Origin of the sequence: Micromonospora sp. CB01531 (assembly GCF_001905095.1) — a bacterium.
GTDB lineage: Bacteria > Actinomycetota > Actinomycetes > Mycobacteriales > Micromonosporaceae > Micromonospora.
The window spans coordinates 40,119-56,569 of the sequence record NZ_LWLS01000093.1 but is presented as its reverse complement, the minus strand read 5'-3'; the positions used below and the strand labels follow the sequence as shown (position 1 = coordinate 56,569).

Sequence of the window (16,451 nt, the reverse complement as noted above, 5' to 3'; positions counted from 1 at the left end):
TGCCGGATGGCTCACTCCCAGAACTCATTAGGCACCGACCTATCACGACACAGCATCACCGACCTCAGCGCCATCGCCGCCGCACTAAACAGCCGGCCGCGCAAGTCTCTGGGGTGGAGAACGCCAGCAGAAGCCCTGGACGAACACCTAGAATCGATCCAACGAGCCGGTGTTGCAACGACCCCCTGAACCTAAGAACTACACGTCCTTCCGCTTCGCGGAACGCTTGCAGGACAACGGGATCCTGCCGTCGATGGGCTCCGTCGGCGACTCGTTCGCTCAACGCGCTCATGGAGAACTTCTGGTCGACGCTGAAGATCGAACTCGTCTACCGCACGAGCTGGCGGACCCGCGACGAGGCCGAGAACGCGATCTTCGCCTACATCGACGGCTGGTACAACACCCGCCGCATCCAGAAGGAACTGGGCTACCTCAGCCCCGACGAGTACGAAACTGCCTGGCACACCCGCCAGCACGACCTGGCCGAACCAACAATCGCTACCCCTGCACCAGCTGGCAGCAGGTAACCACCGCTCCATCAAAGCGGGGGGAACTCATTGGGGGTCTTGTTTGCGGGCGTGGTCGGCGGCGCGGATCAACGCGGCGCGGGCCAGTCGGGATCCTGCCTTGGACATGGGTTGGCCTTTGCGGTCGGTGTTGCCGGTCTCTGACGCGCGGGGCGCTAGGCCGAGGTAGGACTTGAAGTGCGCGCCGGAGGGAAACCTGGCGGCGTCGCCGATGACCGTGGCCAGGACCGGGCCGCCGACGGTGGCTAGGCCGGGCAGGCTGCGGGCCAGCTGACCTGGGTCGGTCCACCTGTAGGCGTCCTCGCGCGCTGCGGCGTGGGCGGCTAGTTCCTCGTCGATGGCGGCGAGTAGGCGCACTTCGGTGGCGACTTCGGCGGCCAGGTCGGTAAACGCGATCGCGGGATGGTCGCCGTAGAGGTCGACCGCGGCGCGGGCCGCGGTGATCCACTCCTGTGCGCGGGCGGAGCCCTGGTGATTGCGTGATGCTTTCACGATCACCGAGGTCAGCCGGGCCTGTCCCACTTTGAGCAGGACCCGCGGGTCAGCCCACCGGGCCAGCACCGCCAGGTCGGCCTTGCCCAGGTCCCCGGTCAACGGGGTCAGCGGCATCAACTGCCGGACCAGGTCCTTGATTCGCACCTTGTGTTCTGAGGCGGCCATCGTCAGCCGGTCACAGGCCCGCACCCGCCGGTCCAACGCCGCCTGCTCAGCTGTAGGCAGCTGCAGCGGCCGGATCCCGTCGGGGTCGACCAGCGGTAACCGGGCGAGGGTCTCGGCGTCGACGCTGTTGGACTTCGCGTGCCGGGACAGGAAGCGACGCAGGTCCGCCGCCTTGGCCGAGGACACCCGAAACACCGTGTGGCCCCGGGCGGTGAAGAACACCGCGATCGGCAGCCACGCCGGCCCGGTGGGCTCGATCACCACCTCCAGGCGGGTCCCGGCCACGGTGCCAGCCAACGCTGCCTGCTCAATCGCGGACAGGCTCTCCACGCTAGGTTCGCACCGCCGGCGGCACACCTGCCGGCCAGCCTCGTCCAGCACCCGCACCGTGTGCGCCGAAGCAATCCCCAGATCGATGCCCACCAGCCGCCGCTGCACCATCCCTGCCCTCCTGCTCGCCGGTCACCGCGACTCCGGCGGCCCGAGCAAGGGGCATCCCTACAGCCACGGTCCCAAGGAGGCAAAGCGTCCTGACGACGGCTCCCACTCATGTGCTGCAACCGGACCCGACCTCGACAGGGCCGGCCCACTTCCCTCATCCGGGGCATCCGTGGCCAGGCCAGCAGTGGCAATCAGTCGGACGAGGCGAAACCCTCAGACCCTCATTCAACGCCACCCACCGAACCAGCCGGGATGCTCATGCAACCCTAGGACCACCGGGCTGATCAAGCACCGGAGTCCTTACATGACCCTCACCGGGGCGGGAACGGCTCGTCAGGGCTGCGGGGCGGCGTCGCGCCGGACCCGGTAGCGCAGGTGGGTGACGTACGGCGAGTCCACCGTGGCGAGCCGCTCCAGCTCGATGGGCGCGTCGCCGAGGTGCTCGAACAGGCGGCGGCCCGCGCCGAGCAGCACGGGGGCGAGCTGGACGCGGATCTCGTCGACCAGGCCTGCGGCCAGGAACTGCTGGCCGACCTCCGCGCCCATCAGGCGTACGTCGCGGTCGCCGGCCGCGGTGGTGGCCCGGGCGAAGGCGTCCTGGACGCCGGTGACGAAGGTGAAGGTGCCGCTCTTCTCGATCCGCTCGGCGACGGCGTCGTGGGTCAGCACGAAGCAGGGTGCCGGGAACGGGGTGTCGTTCCAGATGTCGATGCCGACATCGAACGTCCGCCGGCCGAGCACCACCGCGCCCGTGCCCGCCTGCACCCCGCGGAGAATCTCCGCGTCTACCTCGTCGGACGAGGCGTTAAAGATCCACTCGTGTAGGCGGAGCCCACCCACGCCCATCGGGTGGGCAACGCTGACGTCAGGGCCGGCCATGAAGCCGTCCAGCGACATGGTGACATCCAGCAACACTCTCGCCATTCCAGCCCTTTCTGCGTGGTGGCGTGTGGGCACCGGCATGTGGTGGAACCGTACCCTGCACGCGCCTACGAACTTGATGACGTGGATGGATCGCGGATGCCGTCGCCAGGGCGGTGCGATCAAGGTGAATCGTTCACGTCATCAAGTTCGTAGCGGTCGGCAAGCCACCTGGGTCACGTCAGGGCGGCGGGGTCGAAGCGGTGGCGTTCCACCAGGACCAGCCAGTTGCCGGAGTTGTCGCGGGCGACCGCCTCCACCCCGTACGGTCGCTCGGCCGGCTCCTGGATGAACTCGACGCCCTTGGCGCGCAGCTCCTCGTGGGTCTTGCGGCAGTCGTCCACGTCTAGCCCGAGGCCGAACAGGCTGCCCTCGTCCTGAGCGCGCCGCAGGGTGGCCGCCACCTCCGGCGAGTACGGCGGCCCGGGCAGGGTCAGTTGCACCTGCAACTCCGGCTGGTTCGGGTGCGTGATCGTGCACCAGCGGTAGGAGCCGTCACCGACGGTGATGTCGGTGTGCTCGACGAACCCGAGCACGTCGAGGTAGAACGCCTTGGCCACGTCGATGTCCTTGACCAGCACACTGATGATCGAGATGTTGGTAATCATGCGACCAGGTTAAAAACTGGCTGGTCAGCCGGCCTTCTCCTCGCTTGCGGAGCGGTGTCGCTCGGTGAGCCCCCACATCAGCAGGAAGCATCCCGGGATGTGCGGTGCCCCGGTCGCCGCCCACCGGCGCTGGAACTCGCTCGGCGCCTCCCCGACGAGATCACGGAACCGGCTGCTGAACGAGCCGAGGCTGGTGAAGCCGACGGCGTGGCACACCTCGGTGACCGTGAGGTTGGTGCTGCGCAGCAGGTCCTGGGCCCGTTCGATCCGCCGCCGGGACAGGTGCGCGGCGGGGGACAGACCGTACGTGACGGTGAAGAGCCGGTGGAAGTGGTACTTGCTGACCCCGGCCACCGCGGCGACCGCCGCCAGGTCCAGCGGCTCGGCGTAGTGCCGGTCCATGTGATCGCGCGCCCGGCGCAGGTGGACCAGCAGGTCGGCCGGGGCCCGACGGGGCGCGGTGCTCATCAGGACCGAGGGTAGGCGGTCCGACGGCCGAGGGTGCCGGGTCGGCCCCCTCAGTCGGCTCCGGGCGGGGTCGGCGGCACGGCCAGGGCCAGCGTGAGGTCGAGGACGGTGGCCGGGTGGTGGAGTCGCTCGCCGTACAGCTCGCGCAGCTTGCCCATCCGGTAGCGGACGGTCTGCGGATGCACGAACAGGTCGGCTGCCACGTCGTCGCGCCGGCCCTGGTGCAGCAGCCAGGAGCGCAGCGTCTCGGCGAGCCGGTGCGCGGTGGCCGGGGGCAGCGCCGCCAGCGGGCGCAGCGCCTGGGCCCGCAGGTCCGCCAGCCCCTCCGGGTCCATGCTGAGCAGCAGTTCGGCCAGGTGCTGCTCGGTGTCGACCGGGCCGGCGTCCGGCTCGCCGAGGCCGAGGGCGAGCGCCCGCGTGGCCCGCTGGTAGGAGGCGGCGACCCGGTGCCAGGGCCGGGCCGGCCCGAGCACCGCCCGGTGGCCGGGCAGCAGCCGGGCGAGCTGGCGGCGCCGGCCGCCGTGCATGTCCGGCACCAGCAGCACGGCCAGCTCCTCGGCCGGGTCCATCCCGGGCAGGTCCTCGCCGCTCTCCAGGGTGTGCGGGCTGAGCAGGGCGAGCACCGCGCGCAGGTCGCGGCGGGGCAGCAGTACGACGGTGAGGGTCTGCGGCAGCGGCCAGTCGGCCCGCTCGGCGCTGCGGCGCAGGATCTCCTCCGGCTCCCCTGCCAGGAGTTGCTGGGTGAGGCGTTCCAGGTTGCGGCGGCGGGCCCGGCCGGCACTGGCCAGCTCGTCAGCGTGCCCGGCCACGCTGGCCGCCGACAGCTCGTCGATGTACGCGAACATAAGCTCGGCGAACTCGGCCACCGTCTCGGCGGCCAGCCCGCTGCGCACGGTGGTGGCGGACACCTCCCGCCAGGCCACCCGGGCGCCCACCCGGTACGCGGCCAGCAGCGCGTCCATGCTCCGCCCGGAGCGGGCCTCGCCGCTGCCCAGCGCGTACGCGGCTTCCAGCGCGGGGGCGAGCGGGGTGCTCGGGTCGGCGGCCTGCGCCCCCTCGATGAGCTGCAGGAACGTGCCCAGCGCGATGCGTACCGCATTCTCGATCTTCGCCCGCATCGTGCCGGTGAGGGCACCGGAATAGGCGGTCACCTCAGCGGTGATCGCGCTGACCGTCCGCTCAGCCACCACGGGCAGACGGTCGCGGAGTCGGGAGGCGACCCGTTCGTCCAGTTCGAGGTGGGTGGCGTGGCGCGCCTCGTCCGACATCTTGTTCACCCCGCACAAAAACCCGTGGTCAATTCACCTTTGTCGGACAAGATGTTATGCGATCGGGTAGCCACCCTGGTCACATGACCACAACCGCCCGCCCGAAGGTCAGCTTCCGGCGCCGGCTGCTGCGGCTGGCCGAGACGGTCACCACCCCGCTGCTGCCGGCGGACTACCTCGACCTGGTCGCGCCGCTGCGGGCCGGCGCCGCCCTGCGCGGCCGGATCGTCGAGGTGCGTCCCGAGACCCCGGACGCGGCGACCGTGGTCATCCAGCCGGGCCGCGGCTGGCGTGGCCACCTGCCCGGACAGTACGTGCGCCTCGGGGTGGACGTCGACGGGGTGCGCCAGTGGCGGGCCTACTCGCTCACCTCGGTGCCGGGCGGCGGGGACCGCTTGATCACGATCACCGTGAAGGCGATCCCGGACGGCAAGGTCAGCAACCATCTCGTCCGCCGGGTCCGGCCCGGCACGATCGTCCAGCTCGACCAGGCACAGGGCGACTTCGTGCTGCCCGCGGCGACCCCCGAGCGAGTCCTCTTCCTCACCGCGGGTAGTGGCATCACTCCGGTCATGGCGATGCTCCGCGCCGGCCTGCCGGCCCGGGCCGACGTCGTGCTGGTGCACTCGGCGCCCCGCCGGGACGACGCCATCTTCGGCGCCGAACTGCGGGCGCTCGCCGCCACGGGCGCGCTGCGGCTTATCGAGCGGCACACCGACACCGGCGGGCTGCTCGGCGTACCCGAGCTGGACGAGCTCGTGCCCGACCACGCCGAGCGGCAGACCTGGGCCTGCGGCCCGGTCGGCCTGCTTGACGCCGTCGAGCGGCACTGGGCCGACCGCGGCGTGGCCGACCGGCTGCACACCGAGCGGTTCCGGCCGACGGTGATCTCCCCTGGGGAGGGCGGGGCGGTGACCTTCACCGGTGCCGGCGTGACCGTCGAGGCCGACGGTGCCACCCCCATCCTTGACGCCGGAGAGAACGCCGGGGTGCTCATGCCGTCGGGCTGCCGGATGGGGATCTGCTTCGGCTGCGTCGTCCCGCTGCGCCAGGGCGCCGTGCGCGACCTGCGCAACGGCGACCTCACCACCGCCGTCCCCGGAGACGGCGTGCTCATCCAGACCTGCGTGTCGGCGGCCGCCGGTACCTGCGACATCGAACTCTGACTGGAGGCCACCGACATGACCGCGATCCAGAACAAGGCCCGCAACCCGATCGCCCACCTGACCGCCGAGGACATCGAGATCATCGGCAAGGAGCTGGACGCGATCCGGGACCGGGTCATCGCCGACCGGGGCGAGCGGGACGCGCGGTACATCCGGAAGGTCATCAAGACCCAGCGGACGTTGGAACTCAGCAGCCGGGCGGTGCTGCTCTTCTCGCTGTTCCCGCCGGCCTGGATCCTCGGCACCGCCGGCCTCGCCGTGGCCAAGATCCTGGACAACATGGAGATCGGCCACAACGTCCTGCACGGGCAGTGGGACTGGATGCGCGATCCGAAGATCCACTCCACCACCTGGGACTGGGACCACGTCTCCCCGGCCGAGCAGTGGAAGCACTCGCACAACGAACTGCACCACCGGTACACCAACGTGCTCGGCAAGGACAACGACCTCGGGTACGGCATCATGCGGGTCGACGAGGACCAGCCCTGGAGCAAGGGCCACCTCGGCCAGCCGTTCTACAACCTCCTCAACGCCTGCTTCTTCGAGTACGGCATCGCCGCGTACGACCTGGAGCTGGGGAAGAACCTGAAGGACGGCGGGCACCGGAGCCCCGAGTTCCGGGCCCGCGCCCGGGCGGTCGGCCGCAAGATTCGCCGCCAGGTGCTCAAGGACTACATCGCGTACCCGCTGCTGTCCGGCCCGTCGTTCCTCACCACTCTGGCCGCCAACTTCACCGCGAACCTGATCCGCAACCTGTGGAGCCACTCGGTGATCATGTGCGGGCATTTCCCCAGCGGGGTGGAGACCTTCGAGAAGACCTCCATCGAGGGCGAGACCAAGGGCGAGTGGTACCTGCGGCAGATGCTCGGCTCGGCCAACATCAGCGGCAGCCGGCTGCTGCACATCATGGCCGGCAACCTGTCGCACCAGATCGAGCACCACCTCTTCCCCGACCTGCCCAGCAACCGCTACGGGGAGATCGCCCCCGAGGTCCGGGCGCTCTTCGACCGCTACGGGCTGCGCTACACCACCGGGTCACTGCCCAAGCAGGTCGCCTCCGCCTGGTGGAAGGTCATCCGGCTGTCGTTCCCCAACCGGCGCCGCAAGAGTCTGGAGCCCGTGGCGCCCGCGCCGCTCGTCTCCGCCCGCGCCTGACGAGTCAGACGGCGTGGGCCAGGGCCCACGGGCGGACGGTGCGCGGCGGCCGGCCGGTCACCCGCTCGACCGGGGCGGCCAGCGGTACGCCGACGCGCCGTGACCGGGTGGCCACGAGTTCTGACGGCGTCACGACCCGATCCGCGTAGCGCCGGCGGGACGGCCGGAGCGCGCCTCGTCGTACAGCTCCTCCAGCAGCCGGGTCTGCCGGTGCAGGTCGAAGTGTGTCTCGACGTGCGCGCGGGCGGCGGTGCCGAGGCGGGACCGCAGCGCCTCGTCGCCGAGCAGCGTGTCGAGGTGCGCGGCGAGCGCGGTCCGGTCCCGTTCGGCGCTGAGCAGCCCGGTCTCGCCGTGCCGCACCGCCTCCGGGATGCCGCTGTGGTAGGTCGCCACCGCCGGCAGGCCGGCGCTGCCCGCCTCCAGGATGGTGGTGGGCAGCCCCTCGCAGTCGCCGTCCGGGGCGGTCCGTGACGGCGCCGCCAGGATCCGCGACTCGGCGAGGTGACGGCGGACCACCTCGGGGCTCTGCGCGCCGAGGAAGGTGGCGTCCAGGTCGAGTTCGGCGGCGCGGCGCCGGACCGGCGCCTCGAGCGGTCCGCTGCCCACGAGGAGCAGCCGGGGCCGGCGCGCGGCGGGCAGCATCCCCACCGCCTCCACCAGGTCGTCGACGCCCTTCTTGGCCACGAACCGGCCGACGAAGATGACGTCCCACCGCTTCGGCGTCGCCGCCGGCGGGGGCGGGATCGGCACGCCGATGTGGTGCACCCGGACCTTCGCCGGGTCGGCGCCGAGGGCGATCGCCCGGTCGCGGATGAACTCCGACACCGCGATGACCAGCGCCGCCCGGTCGAACGCCTGGCGCAGGTGGCGCCGGTTGCGGGCGCCGCGCGCCCCGGGCAGCGCGGGCTGCCGGGTCACGTCCTGCCCGTGCAGGGTCACCACCAGGGGTACGCCGAGCCGCCGCGTGCTGCCGCTGACCAGCCAGCCGTCGCCGCCGAAGTGGGCGTGCACCAGATCCGGCGCGAGTCGCGCCAGGGCCGCGTCGAGCCGGGCCGACCGGCCGGTGAGCTTGAGCCGCAGCAGTTCGGCCCGGCCGCGCGGGTCGTCCGGAAACGCGATGGCGTCGCTGTCCCGGGCCAGCGGGGATGCCACCTTGACCGCGCCCAGGTAGTGGGGCGCCCAGCGGGCAAGCGCGTCACCCTGGTTGCGGACGAAGGTCTCCGACCCGGGCAGCAGGTGGCTGCGCCAGATCACCGCCCTGGACTGGGACATGAGAGCGACCCTACTGCCGTCCGCCGCCACCGGACCCGGCCACCGGCTCCGGTTCGCCGACCACCGACGGTGTCGGCTCGGCGTGGCCGGCGCGAGGGCCGGGCACCCCGCTGTCCGGGCCCTGCGGCGCCGGCTGCGCCGTGCGGCGACGGTTGAGCACCCGGTCGCGCAGCTGGTGCCGCAGGTCCGGCGGGATCAGCCAGATCTGCAGGTAGGTCACGTAGTCGATGAGGCTCGGGCGGCCGTGCCGGCGGGCCTCGGCGAGCAGCAGCCGGAACACCCGGAAGCTGCGGGTGGTCGCCGCCATCGAGCTGATCACGCTCATCGCCAGGGCCGCGTACGCCCGCGGGGTGAGCAGCGGGCGGATCTCCTGGAGCCACTCGAACTGGGCCGCCCACGGCGACTGCAGGCTGATCCGCGGCCGATCCTCGTCCTGGTGCCAGACGACCAGCGCCTCCTCGGTCATGACGAGGTCGACGTCCGGGTGGCTGACCGCCCGCAGGGTCCAGTCCAGCTCCTGCTGCCGGCGCAGGCCCACGGTGAACGGGACCCGGCGCAGCAGCTCGGTCGGCGCCATGATGGTCGAAGTCTGGATGAACCCGTCGCCGTGGAACAGCCCGCGCCGCACGGTGAGGTACTCGCTGATCGGCTCGCCCGGTTCGGGCAGCCGGCGGGGCAGCACGAACTCGGCCCGCGGGGTCCGGTTGAGCAGCCGGCTGGCCACGACCGGCAGCGGCGCCTCGGCGCTGCGGGCCGCCGCCAGCTGCACCGCCAGCTTCTCCGGCAGCCACTCGTCGTCGTCGTCCAGGAAGGCGGTCCACTCCGCCCGGGCCTCCCGGACCCCGACGTTGCGGGCGTTCGGGGCGCCGCCGCGCTCGGCCAGCGGCACCACCCGCAGCCGGTCGTCCGGCACCGCGGCGAGGGCCTTCAGAGTCGCCTCGTCGGCGCCGTCGACCACGACGATGACCTCGATGGTGTCCACGGTCTGGGCCAGTGCGCTGCGGACGGCGCGGAGCACCAGGTCCGGCCGGTCGCAGGTGGGAATGACCACGCTGACGTCAGGTGTACGGGTCATGAATACCTGCCCACTCGTACGTGACTTCGAGATGTATTCGCCGCCGTCGAACCAGGCGGGGTCGGTGAATTCGCGGGACAGGTGCGCCCCGAATGGTCCTGAGCACGCTAATTGGCGCTACCTGTGCACCGGGTTAACAACGAGTGCCAATCGGCTTCCGAAACGGACTATCTTTGGTGTCTTCCCAGGTAAGAGCCCTACGGATTGGCCGGTACGGCGGCAGTTGCATCGCAATTCGACCAGCCCCGGCCCGTCGCCTTGCCGCGCGGCGAACCTGCCGTACACTCGCCGGGCACCGGCCGGACGGAAAATGGGAGCGATCGTTCATGCAGCTCGACGCCGCGGCGCCGTCCGTCCCCCGGGGCCGGGTGGTCATGCTCGTCGACAACGCCGTCGAGGGAGACTCCCGGGTGCAGAAGGCCGCCCGGTCGGCGGCCGACGCGGGCTGGGACGTGACCCTGCTCGGCTGCGCCCGGACCGACGACGAGCGGGACTGGCGGCTCGGCCGGGCGCACGTCCGAGTCTTGCCGATGGGCGGACCGACCGGCGGCCCGGCCGGCCCCCGCGGACTGCGCCAGCGGCTGGTCAGCCGCGGCGGGCTCCCCCTGCGCGCCGCCCGGCTGGCCCGCCGGCCGGTCGAGCACGGCCAGGTCCTGCTCTGGCGGACACTGCAGGGCGATCGGGCCTGGCGGCGGCTGGAGCCCGGCCTCTGGGGGTACGAGCGGCTCTTCGGCCCGGTCATCGACGAGCTGCGGCCCGACCTCATCCACGCGCACGACTTCCGGATGCTCGGGGTGGCCGCCCGCGCCGTGCTGCGCGCCCGGGCCGCCGACCGCCCGGTGAAGCTGGTCTGGGACGCCCACGAGTGGCTCCCCGGCGCAAAGCCCCGGCGGGACAACGCCCGCTGGCTCCCCGCCCACCTGGCGTACGTGCGGGAGTATGTCGGGCACGCCGACGCGGTGGTCACCGTCTCGGACGCGCTCGCCGAACTGCTGCAGCGCGACCACCGTCTGACCGAGCGCCCAACCGTGCTGCTCAACGCCCCGGCGACCGCCGACGAGCCGGCCGGCGACACCGAGCCCGCCCCTGACCTGCGGCGGCTCTGCGGCGTCGACCGGGACACCCCGCTGTTCGTCTACAGCGGCGCGATGGCCGTGCAGCGCGGCCTGGACACCGTGGTCGACGCGCTGCCCCGGCTGCCCGGCGTGCACCTGGCGCTGGTCGTGGGCGATCCCACAGCGGCGTACGTGCGACAGCTCGCCGCCCGGGCCGCCCGGCTCGGCGTGGCCGACCGGGTGCACCCGGTGCCGTACGTGCCGCACCGGCAGCTGGTGGCGTTCCTGAGCGACGCCGACGTGGGGCTGATCCCGCTGCACCACTGGCCAAACCACGAGATCGCCCTGATCACCAAGTTCTTCGAGTACTCGCACGCTCGGCTGCCGATCGTGGTCAGCGACGTGCGGACGATGGCGGACACGGTCCGGGCCACCGGCCAGGGCGAGGTGTTCCGGGCCCGCGACGCCGCCGACCTGGTCCGCGCCGTCCGTGCCGTGCTCGCCGACCCGGACCGCTACCGGGCCGCCTACGCGGGGCCGGACTCGCCGCTGCCCGGCTGGACCTGGGAGGCGCAGGCGCAAAAGTTGGACGCCCTCTACCGGCGGCTGCTGTCCCCCGAGGAGTCGACCGTGCAGGCGCAGGCGCGGTGAACGCCCCCGACGTGAGCGTGGTGGTGGCGGTCTACAACACCATGCCGTACCTGACCCGCTGCCTGGACTCGCTGGTGGCACAGACGATCGGCCCGGACCGGCTCCAGATCGTCGCCGTGGACGACGGGTCGACCGACGCCAGCGGCACCGAACTGGACCGGTACGCCGCCCGCCACCCCGGCCGGTTCACCGTCATCCACCAGGCCAACTCCGGCGGCCCCGCCGCCCCGTTCAACCGGGGCCTGGACGCGGCCACCGGCCGGTACGTCTTCTTCGTCGGCGCCGACGACCACCTCGGCCCCGACGCCCTGCGCCGGCTGGTCGAGGCGGCCGACGCGTGGGAGTCCGACGTCGTGCTGGGCCGGGTGGTGGGGGTCAACAGCCGCCACATCTACCAGGACATCTTCGCCCGTACCCAGGTCGACGTGGACCTGTTCGACTCGCCGCTGCCGCGCTCGCTGGCCAACACGAAGCTGTTCCGGCGGGAACTGCTGGAGAAGTACGGCATCCGCTACCGGGAGGACCTGCCGCTCGGCAGCGACCTGCCGTTCACGCTGGAGGCCTGCTACCGGGCCCGGCGCATCTCGGTGCTGGCCGACTACGACTTCTACTACGCCGTCCGCCGGCACAGCGCCACCAACATCACCTACCTGAGCCGGCACGCCGACCGGCTGCGCACGGTCGAGGCGACCACCGCCTTCGTCGCCGAGCTGATCCCGGCCGGCCGGCAGCGCGACGCCGTCCTCGCCCGCCGCTTCGACCACGAGATCGCCAAGCTGCTGGAGGACGACCTCCTCGGCCTCGACCGGGAGACCCAGCAGCTCGTCCACGACGGCATCGGCCGCCTGGTCCGCGCCCACCTCACCGAGGGGATCGCCGCCCAGCTCAACGCCGAGACCCGGATCCGGCTGGCGCTGACCCGCGACGGGGCGCTCGACGACCTGCTCGCGGTGATCCGGCAGGACGCGCGTGCCGGCGTGCCGGCGACCGTTGTCGAGGGTGACCGGCGGTACGCCGCCTATCCCGGCTTCCGCGACCCGGCCCGCGGCCTGCCGGACGCCTGCTTCGACGTGACCACCGTCCCCGACTGGTACGCCAAGCTCGACGCGACGGCGCTGGCCTGGGAGACCGACGAGCGCGGCGAGAAGGTGCTGACCGTCACCGCGGTCAGCCCGGTGCCGGACCTGGCCGCGGCAGGCGGGGAACCGGTGACGGTCAGCGCCGAAGAGATCCCGGGCGAGGTCACCACCGTCGACCAGGGCGCGCGGGGCACCACGCTGCGGATCCGGTTCCGCGCCACCGACCTGCTCGCCGGCACCGGGTCGACCGGGCAGCGGCGGGCGGTCTCCGCCCAGGTCGGCGACTTCGACCCGGGCCGGGCGGCGGGCGCGGCGACGGCCACCGGTGCGGCCGGCTCGGCCGCCGTGCGCGCTCCCCGGGTACGCGCGACGGTGCCGCTGGTACGGCGGCGCGGCGCCCGGCTGTACGTGGTCACGCCGGTGCTCGACGCGTCCGGCCGGCTGATGATCTCGGTGGTGCCGGTGACCGCCGCCCGGGTGGCCGCGCAGCTACGCCGGACCCTGCGCCCGATCCGGTAGCGCCCGTCTGGACCGGCGAGCGCTATCAGCCGGTGTCGCGGGTAGACGAAGTCGTATCCGACCACGAACCCCAGGTGGTCCGGCTGACCTTCCGACCGGACAGCGCCGTCGCCCAACCGCAATATCGGGTGGGCGGCGGCAGCTGGGACAAGCTACCGTCGGAGCATGCAGATCAGGCGCACCACCGCCGCGGCCGCGCGAGCTTCCCGCTCGCCGGTTGCCGCCGCCTGACCGATTCACTCCCTCGCCGGCGACCGGAAACGGTCCGCCGGCGTCGTCGTGTCACGCCACCGCGCGGCGGACCCTTCCGGTCGCTCCGACCCGGAAGGCCCACGCCATGACACCCGACGAGATCGTCCACATCTTCCTCGACCACTACCACCGCCGAGGTCACCGGGACGCGCCGGAGAGTTCCCTGATCCCGCCGCCGGGCGACCCGGTGCTGTTCACCACCTCCGGCATGCACCCGCTCACCCCGTACCTGCTGGGCCGACCCCACCCCGGCGGCCGGCGGCTGGTCGACGTGCAGCGCTGCCTGCGCACCACCGACCTGGACGAGGTCGGCGACCGCACCCACCTCACCGTCTTCGACATGCTCGGCTCCTGGTCGCTCGGCGACTACGACATCGCGACCAGCCTCCAATGGGGGCACGAGCTGCTCACCGCGGGCTTCGGCATCGATCCGGGACGGCTACACGCGACCGTTTTCGGCGGCGACGAGCAGGCCGGCCCGGACGAGACGGCCTGGGCGACCTGGACGGAGCTGGGCGTACCGGTCGAGGCAACCGGTGTGGACAACTGGTGGGACAACGGGCCGACCGGCCCGTGCGGGCCCGACTCGGAGATCTTCGTGTGGACCGGCGACGGGCCACCCACCGGCACGCCGAGCACCGACGACCGGTGGCTGGAGGTCTGGAATCACGTCCAGATGCGCTACCACCGGCACGACGACGGCCGGCTGACCCCGTTGCCGATGTCCAGCATCGACACGGGGATGGGGCTGGAACGCCTGGAGATGGTGCTGCGCGGCGGCCGGTCGGTCTTCGAGGGCGACGGTCTGCGCCCCTGGGTCGACGCGGTCCGCGACCGGTGGCCGCTGGACGGGCCGGACCTGCGGGTCGTCACCGACCACCTGCGCTCCGCCGTGGTCGTGCTGGGCGACGGCGTACGCCCCGGCAACACCGGGCGCGGCTACGTGCTGCGCCGGCTCATCCGGCGGGCGCTCACCGTGCTGTGGCGGGACGACGCGGGCCGCGGCCTGACCGAACTGCCCGTCGAGGCGTACGCGGACACGCTGCGCCGGTTCCGGCAGCGGGCGGAGGTGGCGCCGCTGCGCGCGGTGCTCCTCGACGAGGAGCGGCGCTTCCGCGGGCTGCTGCGCCGGGGCCGCCCGCTGGTCGACCGGCTCCGCGGGCGCGGGCCGCTGAGCGAGCGCGACTACCACTGGCTGCACGACACCCACGGGCTGCCCCGCGAGCTGGTCGACGGCCTGCTCACCGAGACCGGCTGACCTGACCCGAACAAAAGGACACGGGAAGATAACTCGGGGTTCAAGTCGGGCGAAGATCGTTAGCCTCGATGGCTGACCGGACGACGTCGTCTGGAGTTAGGTGGTGGAGGATGAACCTTCGGAGGAAGGTGGTGTCGCCCGTCGCGGCGGCCGGTGCGCTGGCCATCATCACGAGCCTCACCGCGGGCGGTTTACCCACGGCGGCACAGGCCGCTCCGGCGGCTGCGACAGCTGATGCCCCGATCACCCATGAGGAGAACCCACGGGTTCCCGTGGGGGCGGCGTGGACGGAGGCGTACTTCCCGTCCTCGGACGGCAGTGACGTCGAGCTGCACGCCGACGTCCTGCGCCCGGCAAACCTGCCGGCGGATGCGAAGACCCCGGTGATCCTGTCGGTGGGTCCGTACTTCTCGCACGCGGGGGAGACTGCCCCCGCGGGATGGGACCGGGTCGGGCCGTCGGCGCGCTTTCAGGACCTCATCGACGGCGCGCGGCTCATGGAGCGTGGATACACCTTCGTGATGGTCGACCTGCGCGGCTTCGGTGGCAGCACCGGGTGCCTGGACTTCCTCGGCCCGGGGGAGCAGGCCGACATCAAGGCGGCCGTCGAGTGGGCGGCGAGCCAGCCGTGGTCGACCGGCAAGGTGGGCATGTACGGCAAGTCGTACGACGCCAACACCGGGCTGGCAGCCAACACCCTCAAGCTCAAGCCACTGCAGGCGATCGTCTCCCAGGAACCGACGTGGAACAGGTACAACTACCTGTACAGCAACGGGGTGCCCCGTTCCAACGCGACCAGCACCCCGCGGAGCTACTACTCGATCGCGACCATGCGTCCGCTGGCCGACGAGAGCGACCACTACAAGGCGAACGCCGAGTACGAGAAGACTCACCCCGAGTGCGAGAGCGACAACCTCACCAACACCCAGAACCCCGACCCGAAGTCGTCGTTCTGGCGGGCCCGTGATTTCGCCTCCCGCGCCGCCGGGTCCCAGACGCCGCTGTTCGTCACGTCGGGCTTCATCGAGGACAACACCAAGCCCGAGGAGATGCAGAAGTACCTCGCCAACCACCAGGGCCCGGAACGCGGTTGGATCGGCCAGTGGGAACACGTGCGCGGTAACGAGACCAACGCCAAGGGCCAGCTCAAGATGGGACGCGCGGGCTGGTTCGACGAGGTGATGCGGTTCTACGACGAGCACCTGCGCGGCATCGAACCGTCGGTGACCGACCCGGCGTTCTCCATCGAGGACAGCCTCGGCAACTGGCGCGCCCAGCCGACCTGGCCAGTGACCAACGACGCGTACCAGGTGCGGCTGTCGCCGGGGCAGTACATCGACAACGGCAGCAACGCGCAGGTGGCCGCCCGGTCGATGGCGGCGCCAGAGGCTCCGGGCTGGGACATCGAGTACACGCCGGAGGCCGGCTCGTTGACGACTGACCAGACGGCTCTGCTCAGCGCTGACGCACCCGGCAGCAGCTACTGGTCCTGGTCCACGCCCGCCTCGGAGCAGGTGCGGATCACAGGCTCGCCGGAGGTCACGCTGAAGACCAGGGGTCAGGGCAACGTCTGGGTGCGGCTGTGGGACGTCGCTCCGGACGGCAAGGCGACGATGTTCAACGAGAACGTCGCGGTGCTGGACCACAGTGGATCGACCTCGTTCGAACTGAAGGCGACTGACTGGACCTTCGAGCCGGGGCACCAGCTGGGGGTCCAGATCGGGACCATCGCCTCAAGGGGCTGGCGGCCCGTACCCTCGGGTGAGACGATCACCGTCACCGACGCGCGGCTCGTCGTCGAGGTGCAGGACCCGCGGTTCGACTCGCCGACTCAGGGTGACCGCTCGCCCTACCTGGACACGTACGTGAGGGCGAACACCACCACGCTCACCAACGTCGGCACTCCCACCTTCCCGCTCAACGTCTCGAAGCAGGGCTGACCAAGCGGCTGCCCGGCACCCGCCTGTGCGGGTGCCGGGCAGTGGCGTACGCCGCCAGCTACCCGACGACATCGCCTGGCCCGGCCGCGGCACACCCGGCGGCGACAGAGCGTGCACCGGCCGCCCCGATCAGCCA

General features: G+C 71.9%; 15 protein-coding genes and 1 pseudogene. 8 read left to right on the top strand and 8 right to left on the bottom strand.

The genetic code is table 11. The features are described 5' to 3' along the window. Both A6A27_RS45210 and A6A27_RS46930 read left to right on the top strand, forming a co-directional pair. Window positions 1-189, top strand: a pseudogene (locus A6A27_RS45210) (hypothetical protein); the annotation flags it as partial. Then, window positions 114-527 carry an IS3 family transposase gene (locus tag A6A27_RS46930; RefSeq protein WP_274534596.1) on the top strand — a complete coding sequence of 138 codons (414 nt, stop codon included), beginning with the start codon at window positions 114-116 and terminating at the stop codon, window positions 525-527. The pseudogene A6A27_RS45210 and the gene A6A27_RS46930, both read left to right, overlap by 76 nt. 27 nt (window positions 528-554) lie before the next feature. Here A6A27_RS46930 and A6A27_RS28050 read toward each other — a convergent pair whose 3' ends face one another. The 5 genes from A6A27_RS28050 to A6A27_RS28030 form a co-directional block, all read right to left on the bottom strand. Next, complete coding sequence (locus tag A6A27_RS28050) at window positions 555-1,628, bottom strand: IS110 family transposase (RefSeq protein WP_073837644.1); 1,074 nt, start codon at window positions 1,626-1,628, stop codon at window positions 555-557. 333 nt (window positions 1,629-1,961) lie between these two features. Continuing rightward, the gene (locus A6A27_RS28045) at window positions 1,962-2,552 is read right to left on the bottom strand and encodes a dihydrofolate reductase family protein (protein ID WP_073837643.1); all 591 of its coding nucleotides are present in this window, start codon (window positions 2,550-2,552) and stop codon (window positions 1,962-1,964) included. Between the two features lie 173 nt (window positions 2,553-2,725). After that, complete coding sequence (locus A6A27_RS28040; protein ID WP_073837642.1) at window positions 2,726-3,157, bottom strand: VOC family protein; 432 nt, start codon at window positions 3,155-3,157, stop codon at window positions 2,726-2,728. Between the two features lie 24 nt (window positions 3,158-3,181). Next, window positions 3,182-3,625, bottom strand: coding sequence for a helix-turn-helix domain-containing protein (locus A6A27_RS28035; RefSeq protein WP_073837641.1), 444 nt, complete (start codon window positions 3,623-3,625; stop codon window positions 3,182-3,184). Between the two features lie 50 nt (window positions 3,626-3,675). After that, window positions 3,676-4,893, bottom strand: coding sequence for a PucR family transcriptional regulator (locus tag A6A27_RS28030; RefSeq protein ID WP_073837645.1), 1,218 nt, complete (start codon window positions 4,891-4,893; stop codon window positions 3,676-3,678). Between the two features lie 83 nt (window positions 4,894-4,976). Between A6A27_RS28030 and A6A27_RS28025 the strand changes: the two genes are divergently transcribed. Continuing rightward, the gene (locus tag A6A27_RS28025; protein WP_073837640.1) at window positions 4,977-6,059 is read left to right on the top strand and encodes a ferredoxin reductase; all 1,083 of its coding nucleotides are present in this window, start codon (window positions 4,977-4,979) and stop codon (window positions 6,057-6,059) included. 15 nt (window positions 6,060-6,074) lie between these two features. Further along, window positions 6,075-7,214, top strand: coding sequence for a fatty acid desaturase family protein (locus A6A27_RS28020; RefSeq protein WP_073837639.1), 1,140 nt, complete (start codon window positions 6,075-6,077; stop codon window positions 7,212-7,214). A 4-nt stretch (window positions 7,215-7,218) separates the two neighbouring features. On the opposite strand, the gene A6A27_RS46925 is transcribed toward A6A27_RS28020, so the two are convergent. The 3 genes from A6A27_RS46925 to A6A27_RS28010 are packed head-to-tail and all read right to left on the bottom strand — an operon-like array spanning window position 7,219 to window position 9,561. Beyond that, window positions 7,219-7,347, bottom strand: coding sequence for a hypothetical protein (locus tag A6A27_RS46925; RefSeq protein ID WP_274534595.1), 129 nt, complete (start codon window positions 7,345-7,347; stop codon window positions 7,219-7,221). Further along, on the bottom strand, window positions 7,344-8,486 hold the full coding sequence (locus tag A6A27_RS28015) for a glycosyltransferase (RefSeq protein WP_073837638.1): 1,143 nt from the start codon (window positions 8,484-8,486) through the stop codon (window positions 7,344-7,346). Before A6A27_RS28015 ends, A6A27_RS46925 begins: the two co-directional genes overlap by 4 nt. A 10-nt stretch (window positions 8,487-8,496) precedes the next feature. Further along, complete coding sequence (locus A6A27_RS28010) at window positions 8,497-9,561, bottom strand: glycosyltransferase family 2 protein (RefSeq protein WP_083672937.1); 1,065 nt, start codon at window positions 9,559-9,561, stop codon at window positions 8,497-8,499. A 326-nt stretch (window positions 9,562-9,887) separates the two neighbouring features. On the opposite strand from A6A27_RS28010, the gene A6A27_RS28005 reads away from it, so the two are divergent. The 4 genes from A6A27_RS28005 to A6A27_RS27990 all read left to right on the top strand — a co-directional run bounded on the left by A6A27_RS28005 (window position 9,888) and on the right by A6A27_RS27990 (window position 16,315). Continuing rightward, on the top strand, window positions 9,888-11,267 hold the full coding sequence (locus A6A27_RS28005; RefSeq protein WP_073837637.1) for a glycosyltransferase: 1,380 nt from the start codon (window positions 9,888-9,890) through the stop codon (window positions 11,265-11,267). Next, on the top strand, window positions 11,264-12,865 hold the full coding sequence (locus A6A27_RS28000) for a glycosyltransferase family 2 protein (protein WP_073837636.1): 1,602 nt from the start codon (window positions 11,264-11,266) through the stop codon (window positions 12,863-12,865). The genes A6A27_RS28005 and A6A27_RS28000 overlap by 4 nt, the downstream gene beginning before the upstream one ends. Before the next feature lie 337 nt (window positions 12,866-13,202). After that, a complete protein-coding gene (locus tag A6A27_RS27995) occupies window positions 13,203-14,375 on the top strand; it encodes an alanine--tRNA ligase-related protein (protein ID WP_073837635.1) in 1,173 nt (390 codons plus the stop codon). A 110-nt stretch (window positions 14,376-14,485) separates the two neighbouring features. After that, on the top strand, window positions 14,486-16,315 hold the full coding sequence (locus A6A27_RS27990; RefSeq protein WP_073837634.1) for a CocE/NonD family hydrolase: 1,830 nt from the start codon (window positions 14,486-14,488) through the stop codon (window positions 16,313-16,315). Window positions 16,316-16,451 lie beyond the last annotated feature (136 nt).

What these genes read in the sequence shown, in the direction of transcription:
- A6A27_RS28050 (WP_073837644.1), bottom strand. Translation starts at nt 1,628, where the DNA reads ATGGTGCAGCGGCGGCTGGTGGGCATCGATCTGGGGATTGCTTCGGCG.
- A6A27_RS28045 (WP_073837643.1), bottom strand. Translation starts at nt 2,552, where the DNA reads ATGGCGAGAGTGTTGCTGGATGTCACCATGTCGCTGGACGGCTTCATG.
- A6A27_RS28040 (WP_073837642.1), bottom strand. Translation starts at nt 3,157, where the DNA reads ATGATTACCAACATCTCGATCATCAGTGTGCTGGTCAAGGACATCGAC.
- A6A27_RS28035 (WP_073837641.1), bottom strand. Translation starts at nt 3,625, where the DNA reads ATGAGCACCGCGCCCCGTCGGGCCCCGGCCGACCTGCTGGTCCACCTG.
- A6A27_RS28030 (WP_073837645.1), bottom strand. Translation starts at nt 4,893, where the DNA reads ATGTCGGACGAGGCGCGCCACGCCACCCACCTCGAACTGGACGAACGG.
- A6A27_RS28025 (WP_073837640.1), top strand. Translation starts at nt 4,977, where the DNA reads ATGACCACAACCGCCCGCCCGAAGGTCAGCTTCCGGCGCCGGCTGCTG.
- A6A27_RS28020 (WP_073837639.1), top strand. Translation starts at nt 6,075, where the DNA reads ATGACCGCGATCCAGAACAAGGCCCGCAACCCGATCGCCCACCTGACC.
- A6A27_RS28015 (WP_073837638.1), bottom strand. Translation starts at nt 8,486, where the DNA reads ATGTCCCAGTCCAGGGCGGTGATCTGGCGCAGCCACCTGCTGCCCGGG.
- A6A27_RS28010 (WP_083672937.1), bottom strand. Translation starts at nt 9,561, where the DNA reads ATGACCCGTACACCTGACGTCAGCGTGGTCATTCCCACCTGCGACCGG.
- A6A27_RS28005 (WP_073837637.1), top strand. Translation starts at nt 9,888, where the DNA reads ATGCAGCTCGACGCCGCGGCGCCGTCCGTCCCCCGGGGCCGGGTGGTC.
- A6A27_RS27995 (WP_073837635.1), top strand. Translation starts at nt 13,203, where the DNA reads ATGACACCCGACGAGATCGTCCACATCTTCCTCGACCACTACCACCGC.
- A6A27_RS27990 (WP_073837634.1), top strand. Translation starts at nt 14,486, where the DNA reads ATGAACCTTCGGAGGAAGGTGGTGTCGCCCGTCGCGGCGGCCGGTGCG.